Origin of the sequence: Zhongshania aliphaticivorans, from assembly GCF_001586255.1 — a bacterium.
Classification (GTDB): domain Bacteria; phylum Pseudomonadota; class Gammaproteobacteria; order Pseudomonadales; family Spongiibacteraceae; genus Spongiibacter; species Spongiibacter aliphaticivorans.
Genome location: NZ_CP014544.1, coordinates 1,580,424 through 1,593,084, shown reverse-complemented (window position 1 = coordinate 1,593,084; position 12,661 = coordinate 1,580,424). Strand labels below are relative to the sequence as shown.

11 protein-coding genes are annotated in these 12,661 nt (G+C 48.0%); 2 read left to right on the top strand and 9 right to left on the bottom strand.

All coding sequences use genetic code 11. The features are described from left to right. Positions 1–19: 19 nt before the first annotated feature. On the top strand, positions 20–988 hold the full coding sequence (locus tag AZF00_RS06980; RefSeq protein WP_062383488.1) for a tRNA-dihydrouridine synthase: 969 nt from the start codon (positions 20–22) through the stop codon (positions 986–988). Positions 989–991: 3 nt separating this feature from the next. Here AZF00_RS06980 and AZF00_RS06975 read toward each other — a convergent pair whose 3' ends face one another. From AZF00_RS06975 to AZF00_RS06935, 9 genes are all read right to left on the bottom strand, one after another. After that, the gene (locus AZF00_RS06975) at positions 992–1,468 is read right to left on the bottom strand and encodes a DUF2505 domain-containing protein (protein WP_008247289.1); all 477 of its coding nucleotides are present in this window, start codon (positions 1,466–1,468) and stop codon (positions 992–994) included. A 70-nt stretch (positions 1,469–1,538) separates the two neighbouring features. Beyond that, entirely contained in the window at positions 1,539–1,949 is a 411-nt protein-coding gene (locus AZF00_RS06970) for a DUF6691 family protein (protein WP_062383485.1), read from the bottom strand. Next, positions 1,946–2,386, bottom strand: coding sequence for a YeeE/YedE family protein (locus AZF00_RS06965; protein WP_008247287.1), 441 nt, complete (start codon positions 2,384–2,386; stop codon positions 1,946–1,948). The genes AZF00_RS06970 and AZF00_RS06965 overlap by 4 nt, the downstream gene beginning before the upstream one ends. 308 nt (positions 2,387–2,694) lie before the next feature. Continuing rightward, positions 2,695–4,188 carry a DUF3336 domain-containing protein gene (locus AZF00_RS06960; protein WP_008247286.1) on the bottom strand — a complete coding sequence of 498 codons (1,494 nt, stop codon included), beginning with the start codon at positions 4,186–4,188 and terminating at the stop codon, positions 2,695–2,697. A 393-nt stretch (positions 4,189–4,581) separates the two neighbouring features. Continuing rightward, the gene (locus AZF00_RS06955) at positions 4,582–6,222 is read right to left on the bottom strand and encodes an EAL domain-containing protein (RefSeq protein ID WP_062383481.1); all 1,641 of its coding nucleotides are present in this window, start codon (positions 6,220–6,222) and stop codon (positions 4,582–4,584) included. Positions 6,223–6,231: 9 nt separating this feature from the next. Next, complete coding sequence (locus tag AZF00_RS06950; protein ID WP_062383478.1) at positions 6,232–7,461, bottom strand: sensor histidine kinase; 1,230 nt, start codon at positions 7,459–7,461, stop codon at positions 6,232–6,234. Beyond that, positions 7,454–8,428: a DUF3369 domain-containing protein gene (locus tag AZF00_RS06945; RefSeq protein WP_062383475.1), complete on the bottom strand. Its 975-nt coding sequence runs from the start codon at positions 8,426–8,428 to the stop codon at positions 7,454–7,456. Before AZF00_RS06945 ends, AZF00_RS06950 begins: the two co-directional genes overlap by 8 nt. After that, on the bottom strand, positions 8,415–9,989 hold the full coding sequence (locus AZF00_RS06940) for a sensor histidine kinase (RefSeq protein ID WP_062383472.1): 1,575 nt from the start codon (positions 9,987–9,989) through the stop codon (positions 8,415–8,417). Before AZF00_RS06940 ends, AZF00_RS06945 begins: the two co-directional genes overlap by 14 nt. Before the next feature lie 288 nt (positions 9,990–10,277). Continuing rightward, positions 10,278–11,645: an ABC1 kinase family protein gene (locus AZF00_RS06935; RefSeq protein ID WP_197465721.1), complete on the bottom strand. Its 1,368-nt coding sequence runs from the start codon at positions 11,643–11,645 to the stop codon at positions 10,278–10,280. 166 nt (positions 11,646–11,811) lie between these two features. Between AZF00_RS06935 and AZF00_RS06930 the strand changes: the two genes are divergently transcribed. Then, positions 11,812–12,654 carry an acetoacetate decarboxylase family protein gene (locus tag AZF00_RS06930; protein ID WP_062383469.1) on the top strand — a complete coding sequence of 281 codons (843 nt, stop codon included), beginning with the start codon at positions 11,812–11,814 and terminating at the stop codon, positions 12,652–12,654. The last annotated feature ends 7 nt before the right edge of the window (positions 12,655–12,661 follow it).

Genomic DNA, 12,661 nt, shown 5'->3' with positions numbered 1-12,661 from the left:
TGGGCAATGACTCCCTGTAATGCAACTACATCTCGCCCCAATGGAAGGCGTTGTTAACGCCCGTATGCGCGCCCTGCTTACCGCTGTGGGCGGCATAGATCGCTGCGTAACCGAATTTGTCCGAGTTAGCGACCAGCTATTGCCGCCACGGGTATTTCACCGCTTGTGCCCCGAGCTTAATAACAACGGTCTCACGCCCAGCGGCGTGCCCGCTTACCTGCAATTACTCGGCGGCGACCCGGGGCCAATGGCTGAAAATGCAGCCCGCGCAGCCAGCCTAGGCGCTCCCGGTATCGACACCAATTTTGGCTGTCCCGCAAAATGCGTTAATCGGCACCGCGGCGGCTCAGTTTTATTAGACGAACCAGAGCTACTACACCAAATCATTAGCGCTATGCGTGCGGCTGTACCTAAAGAAATACCTGTGACCGCAAAGATTCGCCTTGGTTTTAAGGACAGTAGTCGACTCGCTGAAATTATCGCCGCTATCAGCGAAGCGGGCGCGAACGGTATCACCATTCACGCCCGCACCAAAGAGGATGGCTATAAACCACCAGCGCACTGGCACCAACTTGCGCAAGTACACAAAATCACAAATATACCTATTATTGCCAATGGCGAAGTGTGGAGCCCCACCGACTTTACGCAATGCCGAGCCCAAAGCCATTGCGAAGATGTGATGCTGGGCCGAGGACTACTAGCGCGGCCGGATCTCGCCCTCGAAATCAAATCAGCATCAGAAGGCTTGCACTATAAGCGCGACACCTGGCCCGCAGTACTTCATCTTGTTGAGGCTTTATTTGCAGACAGCATTGTAAATTGCGCACCGCGCCATGTCGGCGGACCTATAAAACAGTGGCTGGGTTACTTGCGCAGAGAATACCAAGAAGCGCAGCGATTATTTGAGCGAATTAAACGCCTAAACACCGCTGCAGATATTACGGCGGCGCTAGACGAACACCGCCACTACCTAGCCATAGCAGCCTAAAGGCTAAGCAGTTAGCTTCGCTTTCAGATAATTCAGCTCATCCAAAGCGCCATCGTCGGTCTGAGACAGCACGTACTTTTCGACCTTACCGCCCACCAAGGGGATTTTCGCCTTGCAGTGATGACTCACAATGTACTCACAACCCGACGCCGTCGGCAGCAAAGACATTGTTGCACCCAGTTGCACTGGCTGCTTTTTAATCTCGATACTCATCTTACCTTCCCAGCCACCGTCTTTAGGCTGCCAATTTTCAACAAACACCAAGCTTTGCTGGGCATTAAACACCCGAGCCAAAACCGACGGTAACTCGCGCACCACCTCTCGGCTCATTTTAACCGTGACTTGCTCGCCATCCTCTTCCACATCGCACTCTGCACTCAATTCACCTAGCGCTATACTGCGCTCTACGCGAAAATCTGGGTCACACAACAATGCCCAAACCTCATCAATACTGCGGTCAAACTGACATTTAACAGCCATAGTGCATCCTCAAAAATTGCATTATTTTTATCAACACTGCCAGTTTAACCTATCAATTCAGTCTGGCACACTATTTCTCAAACACCTGCTTATGCAGCAACATGCCCGAAAACATTGCCAGCGCAAAAATCAGGAAAGAGCTTGCCCCCGTCAATAGGGCAACAAGTGCTGGTGCGGGGCATAAGCCACTCAAACCCCAACCAGCACCAAACAAAACCGCGCCCAATATTAGTTTAGTATCGACATCTTTCTTTGTTGGCAAAGCAAAGGCGTCAGCGAACCGGGGCTTTTGCCGCTTAAACACCAAGAAAAAGCCAGGTGTGGTAATAAGGAGCGCAGCCCCCATCACTAGGGCGAGACTAGGATCCCACTGCCCAGTAATATCCAAAAAGTTTTGGACTTTAGCTGGATTTGCCATGCCCGACACGGTAATTCCGGCGCCAAATAAAGCGCCCGCAAACACTACAAATAAGCGGCTCATACACCCTCTCCCAACAAATGACGCACAACAAATACCGTTACGGCGCCACTCGCCATAAATACCGCTGTAGCAACCATTGAGCGCTGTGAAAATCGTGAGATTCCACACACCCCGTGACCCGACGTACAACCGCCGCCCATTCGGGTGCCAACACCAACCAATAAACCCGCTACGACTAGCACCGGCGTCGACGCGACGCTCTGCACGCCCTCCAGGGCACCACTGAAATAAGCGGCCAATATTGCCCCAAGAAAAAGCCCAAGCAAAAAGCTTAATCGCCAAGTCCGCTCATCGCCGCGCTCACTTAGCGCCCCAGCAACGATACCGGATATACCTGCGATTCGTCCCTTAGACCACATTAACAGGACAGCAGCCAAGCCAATTAAGCTGCCCCCAATTATTGCCAACCAAGGTGTGAACACTGTGCTTTCAACCATCGCTACAAACTCCTAACATTAGCGCAAATCTGCTTTAAAAGTCATTCGTGAGGCAAGTAACAACATACCCCCCACGGTATTAAGCAGTATACCTTTATCACCACCAAACACCAGTGATCAAGACCAATCAGCTATTGCCTCACGCTACGTAATATCCTCGCTTATTCAACACAGTCAATACTGCACCTAAAGGCCCGAATATCGAGCAAGCGCTACACCAAACCCAGAAACAACAAACCCCAGTATTTCTACTGGGGTTTGTGTGCGGAACAAAGACCGGACTAGGCCATATAAGAGCCTAGAAATAACTAGGCGCGAACCTTACTCCGCGTCATTTCCCCGCCGAGATGATGGGGCTTCGACTGAGACAATCGACTAAACTCTTCCGCCTCATAAACTTCCAGTATCTGACTGAGCTTACGACTTATCTTCGTACTCGCACGAATCATTTCCAGCTTGGGCCAGGTCGCCCGCTCACCCTCAAGTATAAAGAACTGCAACTCCTCCGGCTTTAGTTCAGTCAATAGCTTGCGGGGATCAAAAAAGCGGTATCGAGGAATAATATTAATATCGCCGGTGTACTCCTGATTAATCACGGAATAGACAATATTGGCAATCCGTCGCACCCGAGGTGAATTTTTGAAGTACTTTCTGGCAACACTACTACCGACTTTAGAAACTTCTTTAAGACTGCGTCCACCCAGCTGACGTAGTGCTGGTATTAAACCGCTATTTTCCGCCTTGGCGTCGTGTACAGCCCATAACACGATGGGGTTGGTCTGGCTTACAATAAAGTGGTTAACACCGTACAGACGAGCGAGTCGCTTAGCAGGAAGGTCATCACTTACCGAACCATCAATCCAACGCCGAGTTGCGAGGTAAGGCTGGGGGTGACCGTGCACATTTTTGGCTTCAAGCATGACTGGCGGATAAATTCCGGGAACCGCGCACGACGCCAGAACCGCTTTACGAATATAAACATTGGGGGATGCTATCGCATTCAAAAGCCGAGAGGTCTGATGGACGTCGGAAGGCGAAATAGAAATATTAATATGGCGCCCCGTCCGCTCAAAGGCTTCTTGAAAGGTAATATCGGGAATCAGCTTAGCGATTTTTTCTTTTAATAGCTGATGATTAATCCGTGGCGAGGACTCAGACAAGCGACCATTGACCAAGGCAACCTCGGTCAGTAAAACCTTGCCCAAATTGTCAGCGTCAAGAAAAGCTTTTAGCTCTTCATCTGTCCGCGTGCCCAATACCGCAGCGATCATTGAGCCAGCACTTGAACCGGAAATAACGTCCGGCAATAAATCCTGCTCTACCAGCGCTTTGACAACGCCAACGTGGAAATTGCCAAGCACCGCGCCACCACTCAGCATTAACGCCGATTTACCGTAGCATTTATTAGCTCGCCTGAAGAAATCTAATCGCTCGAGAAAACTGGGATGATCTGAATCAAGCTGGGCTAGATGATCAAGTGAGTCGCTTATGGCATCAACATAATCGTGAACCAGCTGTTTGGTACCAAATTTTGCTCTAGCATACAGAACGGGCTTACCCATCCCGCCCATATTGCCATGAATACCTTCATTCAAGGAAAAGAGTAGACCAATATTATCGTTGTTTTCGCGAAAATAACGCAGCCGCTCCAAGCGCGATCGAATTGACGCATAGTCATAGAGGCTGGTCTTATCAATCTTTTTCCAATGCTCTCTACCAGAACAGCGATCATGCTCTTTCGCTAGCGCTTTCCACTCTTCATAACTTGTTGAAAGCCGCAGTTTATTTTCTAGTTTCTTCACAATTTGCCCTATTCATCCAAACCACATACAGAGTTTATCAACAACACTGCTGTAAAACAGTAACGATCTTCAAGACGTAGACTTAGGATGACTCCAAATGCACTACCGGCACGATAAAACGCCGAAAAATCGATAAATCAACGAAATTAGTCTAAATTTCACTGCAAAATTAGTCAAAATTCCTGTATTTCTTAAAATGCCAACACGCTCTCACGGCCGACTTAATTTAATACTAGAATCTTATAACATGCCTTTGGGTAATGCTCTATGGCCCAAACCGCCGTTTTTTTTAACAATAAGGCCACATAAACTCGGGGCAATACGGCGATAAGCGTACCTACCGTCTAGATAGCTAGCAATTCACGGTGTGCGGTTACGCCGTCGCAAAGAAGCTTAGGCTACGTCCAGAAGGTCTTGCGGCTTGCCGTGTAAATGCCCCTGAGCATAATCAACTCCCAAGGCGCGAAGTTGATCCATAATTTCTTGTCGCTCCACAAACTCGGCTATCGTTCTCTTACCGAGCACATGACTAATGTCATTTATTGACCGCACCATGGCTTCGTGAACGGGGTTTTTGTCCATATCATGCACAAAAAGCCCATCAATCTTCACAAAATCAACGGGCAGCTCTTGCAGATAGCCAAAGGACGACATTCCCGTACCGAAATCATCAAGGGCAAACTTCCCGCCCAATTCGTGAACTCGGTGAATAAAGCGAGTAACTACCGAGAAGTTCGTGATCGCCACAGTTTCGGTGATTTCAAAACAGATGATCTCTGGATTAACCGTGCTGCGGCGCAGACAGCGGTAAACGAACTCTAAAAACGACTCCTGACACAGGGACTGCCCTGAAATATTAATGGAATACATCACATTTTGCGTATTTAACTCAGGATTACGCTGCAAATAATTGAAGAAGCTTTTAATTACCCAACGGTCAATCTGAGGCATCAAGCCAAAGCGCTCTGCCGCGGGCATGAACTGACCTGGACTGAGTATTTCACCGTTATAGCGCATTCGAACCAGCAGCTCGTTATACAATGTTGTGCGTCGATTCTCATCCACCAGCGGCAAAATTCGCTCGGTTACCAAGCAAAAATCGTCGGCCGCTAGCGCTTTATTAATTCTATGCACCCAATCCATATCATCGTGCAAGCGGCTAAGTTTCTTATCTCGCGTATCGTAAACATGCACCCGACCACGACCATCCTCCTTCGCTGAATACATCGCGACATCGGCCTGACTCATCACGGTTTCACGGTCTAGTGAGTACTCGTCTACCAACACCACACCAATACTAATTGACACTTTATGCGCGATACCACTCCACATAAAGGTCATGCGTTTCACTGCCTTCACTAGACGATTTGCGACAGAACGGGCTTCAAAGGTGTCGACATTACTGAGCAAAACACCGAACTCATCGCCACCCAAGCGGCATAACATATCACCGGTAAAAAGCTCTAGCTGCAATGCCTGCGCTATATTTTTAATTAAATTATCACCAGACACATGCCCACTGGTATCGTTAATTAACTTAAACTGGTCAATATCAATATAGAGTAAAGCATGGGTACGAGAACTCGTCGCCGCATCGTTAACAAGATTGGCCAAGCGCCGTTCGAATTCCTTTCGGCCCATTAGCTCAGTCAATGGATCAAGGCCATTCTCACCATCACCAAAGAGTTCTTCCTGGCTAGCAGCATTGGTAATAGCAATGCTATAGCCAATTTTGCTACCGTCGTCGTCTAGCACATCAGATACTGACGCTAAATAGCGATTTTCAATATTTGACGGCAGCACAACTAAAAACGGCTTGCCGTAATGACCAATACCAACTAACTGCTCGCTCAAAGCTCTGCCGTTCGACACACTTACAAAAGGCAGTACTTCCGCAACACTTTGGCCTAACAATTCCACTAATGGGAGGCCAGTTAACAATTTAGTAGCCGCATTGACATAAGTAATACGGCCATTGAGGTCCACACACAAAAGGCTGTGTGAAAGATTATTAAGCACTAATTCTGCTCGCATTATTTTTTCCTATTCCGCCAAGGGGATAGTAAAGTAAAACGTAGAGCCTTTGCCTAGCTCAGATTCAAGCCAAATTTTTCCGCCGTGCCAACGTACTATTTTTTCACAGATCGCCAAGCCAACCCCTGACTCTTTAACCACCCCTTCGCCACTGTCGCGGTGAAACAAGTTAAACAATCCGCTGTGATGCTCTGGCGCGATGCCAATACCGGCGTCACTGATTGAAAAAACCCAATTTCGTTCATGTGTCGTCGCGTTGATATAAATTTCAGGGGGCTTGCCTTCCGAATAGCGAATCGCATTGCCAATCAGATTCTGAAATAGCTGTGTCAATTGGCGACGGCAAGCAAAAACCGTTGGCAGGGTTTCGCAGTGTAAATTGGCATGGCTTGCCTGAAACTCGCTATCCAAATTCAGTAGAACGTCGCTGACAACAGAATTGCAGTCAACCATTTCCCGATTTTCATTAAAGCGACCGACCGACGTCAGCGCGACTAGCTTATTTAAAGCTGACTGCATGGCGTACACATTTTCACGGATATCGAGAAATTCTTCTGCCAAACCCGTTGGTGGAAGCTCATTTACCCTAGCGCCAATTTTACGCATTGCGCCAACCACTTCATTCAGCGGCATTTGCAAATCACGAGCGGCCAAATGCGAGAGCTGCTCAATTTCATTGACCAAACCAATAAGCTGATGACGACTTCTCGCCAAAGCAATTAAATCTCGGTAAGACGATAACGCGGTATAAATAACCGAAAAAAGGCGATCTTGGGTTAATTCCGTTTTCGCGCGATAGTCATTGATATCATAAACTTTTAACACTCGTCGCTCTGGCGCCAAACCCGGCTGACCGGTGCGCAGAATAATACGCACAAAATGATTGCCTATTTCTTGACGAATAAACCTCGCCACGTCCAAACCAGCGCTATCAGTTTCCATAACGACGTCGAGCAAGATGATCGCCGTGTCCGGATTATCTTGAATCATCTGTCGCGCTTGCTCACCAGAGTAGGCGCTAACAAATTCCAAATGGCGGCCACCAAAACTAAAGTCATGAAGTGCCAAACGGGTGACTACATGAATTTCTTCCTCATCATCAACAATGAGGACCTTCCACGCATTCTTGGCTGTTGTCGCCGAATCCTGTGTCAGCATAGTACTTTGCTCGCTTGCCAGAATAAGCTCATCGTTACCTGCCATTTTATCTGGAATTTTTTTGCTATTGGTATTAGTCATGATTGTTCGACTCCAGCAGCGCGATTGTCTCGTGGGCTATTGCAACGTTTCTTACAAACAATTCAATCATTGCAATATCCGGAATTGAAAATACATCCTTCGCCGACACGTACAGCAGCTGCTCCATGCCTGATTCTGTAATATAGTAGCTCACCCAGTAATTATCACCATAGTTGCTCGAGCGCTGTGCAATTGCCGCACCTAATCGATCGCCAATGTCGCTATCAAACGCTGAAATTTCGACTGTTCCTTCATAATCTGAATAGCAACCGGTAGCCGCCAGTATATTTAATGCGTTACTTGCCGGTCGTGCCAACATTCCACAGGGCTGCACTAGCATGGCGTCCTTATTTAAATAAAGTAACGCGGTTAGCTGCTGCAAAACTCCCTCAGCAAACGCAGCCAAATTACGCCGCTCGAAAATATTGGCGGAGGCCTCGATGACTTTCAGTAAACCAAGCCGATTATTCTCTAAGGCCATCAAATCTCGATAAGAACACAAGCTGGTATACACTGTTGAAAAGAGCTTTTGCCTAGTTAACTCGGTTTTCTCTTTATAATCATTTATATCGTACTGCGTTATCACTTCCAGCTCAGGCGCTTGGCCAGGTTGCCCGGTGCGCAACACAATACGCACAAACTTATTATTTAATTCCCGACGAATATAGTGCACCAGATCAAGCCCGGCATGATCTGTTTCCATTACCACGTCGAGCAGGATTAAGGCGATATCATCGTGTTGAGCAAGTTGCTCTCGGGCTTCTTCAGCAGAATAGGCACTAATAAACTGTAAGCCACGCCCCGCTAATTCAAACCCTTCCAAGGCTAAACGCGTAACCGAATGAACCACCTTTTCATCGTCAACCAACAATAGCTTCCATGGCTCTAGACCGCTATCACCCAAGGTGGCCGTCGGTTCCGCTGCAAATTGCAACTTGTCGCCATCGTTTACGTCAAACTGACTCATATAACCCTACCTTAGCGACGTCCGGGGGAAAGAAAAGACTTATACAGCTACCCTTCCCCATCTCACTGTCAATTTTGATTCGCCCACAAAGCTGCTGAGTTACCAAGTTATACACGATATGCAAACCCAGCCCACTGCCGCCACTGCCTCGTTTTGTTGTAAAAAAAGGGTCGCAGACTCTAGCCAAATGCTCCGCGGGAATCCCTCTTCCGTCATCGTTAAACTGCAGCGATATTTCGCCAGCCTCGGATGCCCAAACCTTCAATGTTAAATTGCCATCTTCGCCGTTTGGATAAGCGTGATTAATCGCGTTCATCACTAAATTGCTTACTATTTGCGATATAGCCCCAGGGTAGGAGCGAATTATCAAATTCTCATCACATTCTAGCGTGTAATTCAGCCCCGCTTTTCTTACTTGCGGGTAAAGGCTGTGCATTACCTCACCCAAATATTCGCCAAGATTAAAACGCCTAATCTCACTGTTACTCTGATCCACCGCGACACGTTTAAAGCTTTGAATTAAGCCAGCCGCCCGCTCAAGATTGCCCAAAATCATCTTAGTTGCTGATATGGTTTGTTCCCAATACAGGCGCAACGCTGACTGTGTTAAATCGCCCTGCTCATATCGCGTTCTGGCATTTTCGGTATTAGCCTGCAAGGTCGACGCGGCCGTCACTCCGACGCCTATAGGCGTATTAATTTCGTGGGCAACACCCGCAACTAAGGCGCCAAGCGACGCCATTTTTTCGGTATTGATAAGCTGCTGCTGCGTCTGTTTTAGCCTCTGTAAAGTGCCACTCAATTCGCGATTACTGACGTCAACCTCGCAAATTCGTAATTCCAGCTCTCTGCGCGCATTAAGTACCTCTTGGTCGCGACGCTCCACATCTGCAATCATGTCATTAAAATTATCGCAGAGCTGCCCAAATTCATCGTCAGCGAATTTATTCGCGCGCAAACGATAATCGCGGTTGCGGCGAACCAAGCTTATAACCTCAAGCAAGCTCACTATTGGCAGCAGTAGTTGCCTACCCAACCACGAAGAAAAGCCGAAAGCAAAAAGCACGCTAGCCGCCATTATTAACGCTGCCAACCACCAAATAGAGTGAATATAATCACTTAGGTAATGATTATTAGTACGCAGCACAAGCTGCAAGCCAGCATGCTGAGCACTCGGCACCGCAACATGGAAATCATTCGTTGACAACGCAGCTAACTCTGGAAGACAAGCGCTCCCCCCCTGCTCCGTTTGATACATATACAAAAGCTTAGTCACTGGTTCGCCAGAATAAGCGCAAACCGCCGCAATACTGGTATCTAGCGCTACCTTATGCATTGCCGATTCAAGGGCGTTAAGGTCGCCCTGCTCAAGCATTTGGCCGAGTAAGCCCGCTATAACAGGGTATTTTTCTTGTCGGCTAGAATTAGATACATTTACCGCTAAAAGTATACACATGCCAACAATCAAGCCACCGGCCATAAAGGTACTGGCGATAAGCGACCACGCAAGTTTGCGGTCAAAGCTCGTTGTCACTAAAAAACGGCGCAATTCAGTCGTCATTCCAATAACAGCACATAAAACCCCCGTCCCGGTGACACTTAACACAGGAGAACCAATGAAATACGGCTCAACTGCAACAGACTCACTATTAAGCTAACTGTACTGCTTATGTAGCTGTATATAAAATAGTGTCATCTACTTACAAAAAAAATGCCGCTAATGCACCGAAGTGATTGATTTTATGGGGACTTGGAATGGTCTTTCCGTATTATTAGGATATTTGACTGGGATGTAGGCTAAGGCGATATCATCGCCAAAGCCCCAAGCTAAATTACTCGCCGACTAGATTCAGTGCAAATAGAAGTCGACTCGGTCATCTTGAAAAATGTCGGCGCCAGGCGCCAACAGCTCCATGTAGCGATCAAAATACAGAAACTGCTTTAATAGCATCGTAAACGCCCGGGGAAAGCGAATACCGTAGGTTCTGGCAATGTCACCTAATTCACTCAACAATGAAGTAATACCATCAGTTTGCTTGTTTTCGAGAACAGTCTGGGGATCCAAGGCATTTAGGCCATCAAATAAATTACGAATATCTCGGGTCAGTGCGGCTTCATCAACTACCTCACGGGTAATACCGACACTAATCATCGATTGCGCCATCAGCTCATAGTTTTGTTCACTAATCGCCATGAATAAGCTAAATATCGCCTGCCACGCCTCAGGCTGAATGCGACCCACCATACCAAAGTCAATAAACCCGACCTTGCCGTCATTGAGCAGTAATAAATTGCCACTGTGTAAGTCGGCATGGAAAAACGCACATTGGGTCAGGCTTGCAAACCATGTGTTGAGTGCGTTAAACAGGCTGTTGGCTGGGTCAAACCCCGCCTCGCCCTTCGCCATGTCATTATTCAGTGCCGTGCCATACAAGCGCTCCATCGTCAGCACCTTTCGAGAGGAGGCCTGACTATAGGGCTTTGGCGCAACCACATGACTATTGCCGCTTTGCAACAAGAACGTGCGAAACTGCGTTAGATTATCTGCTTCTTTATAAAAATCGCACTCGTCGATCATAGATTGGTACATTTCTTCTACCAAGCCCGCTACGGCGTCTTTGTCGGTATTGGGTAAAATCAATTCAAACAAGCGAATACACAGGTATACCGCATTCATATCCGTCGTTAAAATCGCCTGCACGCCGGGCTTTTGCACTTTAACGACAACGTCTTCACCGGTGACCAAGCGCGCAGCGTGAACCTGCGCAATAGAGGCCGACGCCAAGGCGTTTTCATCGAAATGAGCAAACACCTCGGCAATAGACTGGCCAAGGTCGTCTTCGATGATCTGTTTGATTTTATTAAAGGGCAGCGACGGGGTTTGATCTAGACAAAGCTGGAACTCGTCTACGTATTCCTTTGGAAAGATAGAGGGTGAACTCGCAATAAACTGGCCGAACTTAATATAGGTGGCGCCTAAATCTTCAAAAAGCTCGCGCAGCTCGCGCGGGCTTGGCTTACGGCGGCGCAACAGGCACTTTAGCGCCCTAGGCGAGACTGCCGACGCTGTCTGCAATACCCGCCACGACCCCCTCAGACCAAACTCGGCCAAGCTAATGCGGCGACCGGAGGTATCGGCCGCCGCACTTAAGAATTTCGTCTTCGATGCGGCCTGCATCACCTTTTCCCTGACGCTACTGGAAAGCTTTTTAGCCATTTTTCCTTAATCCTCTACGGGCCAGTGCCCGAAAAATAATACTGTCGATCAAAGTAACACCATTGTAATCAGATAGTGCCGCGCTGTAAGTTACACTTCTATTACTTATCACCTTCAATTAACAAACCAAAACACGAATAAACTTATAATAATGGAGTCATGACCAATGCAGGATACCCGCATCTTATACGCTGAGCAGTGCGTTAGTGCTGCCGAGCAAGAGCAAGTAACAGACACCCTATGCAGTAAAACCCATGAGCGGGAATATCAAATAAACGGGCAAACCGTCACCCTACCCGTCAACGTTAACAACGCCGCCATGCTCATGAATGTGTTTACGGTCAATACCGCTAAAGCGCAAGCACTCATTGCCGACAGCGGATTTAAGGTTGTTGAAATACTGCCTGGCAAGGCGCTCATGCAATTACTCGCCGTCGACTACCGAGAAAACGATTTAGGCGACTACAACGAAGCCGCCATTGTATTTCCAGTCACCGCGCCCGGCGAAAGCAAGCCGTTGCCATTTTTTGGTGTATTAAGCCGAATGATGCGCGGCCAACTTGGCAATTTTGTCTACCGTATGCCCGTCAATCAAGGCTTTACCACCCATGCTGGGCGTTTTATTTGGGGCTTTCCAAAATGGGTTTGTCACGTCGACATTGATTTTGGGCCGAAAACTGCCTTCGCGCAGTTTCATGACGAAGGTCACGCCGTTTTCAGTATCAGCGCACCAACAGGCGGCAAAACCGTCGCTAAACCTCAGCGAGCACCGTCATTGGCAATTCGCAACAACCAGGCTTGGAAAACGATTGGCATTACCGAAGGCGAGGGCTTAAGTTTCAAACTGGGCGGACAAGTGCCTGAGATCGGTGAAAAACACCCGCTCGCAATGGTATTGCGCAATCTCGGCCTACCCAAAAAGCCGCTGTTTAGTTTATCCATCCGCAAAGCCAAAATGCAATTTGATGGCCCAGAGGTTGTGAGCATCGGCGAGCCCTTTGAACGCTAGCCCCCTC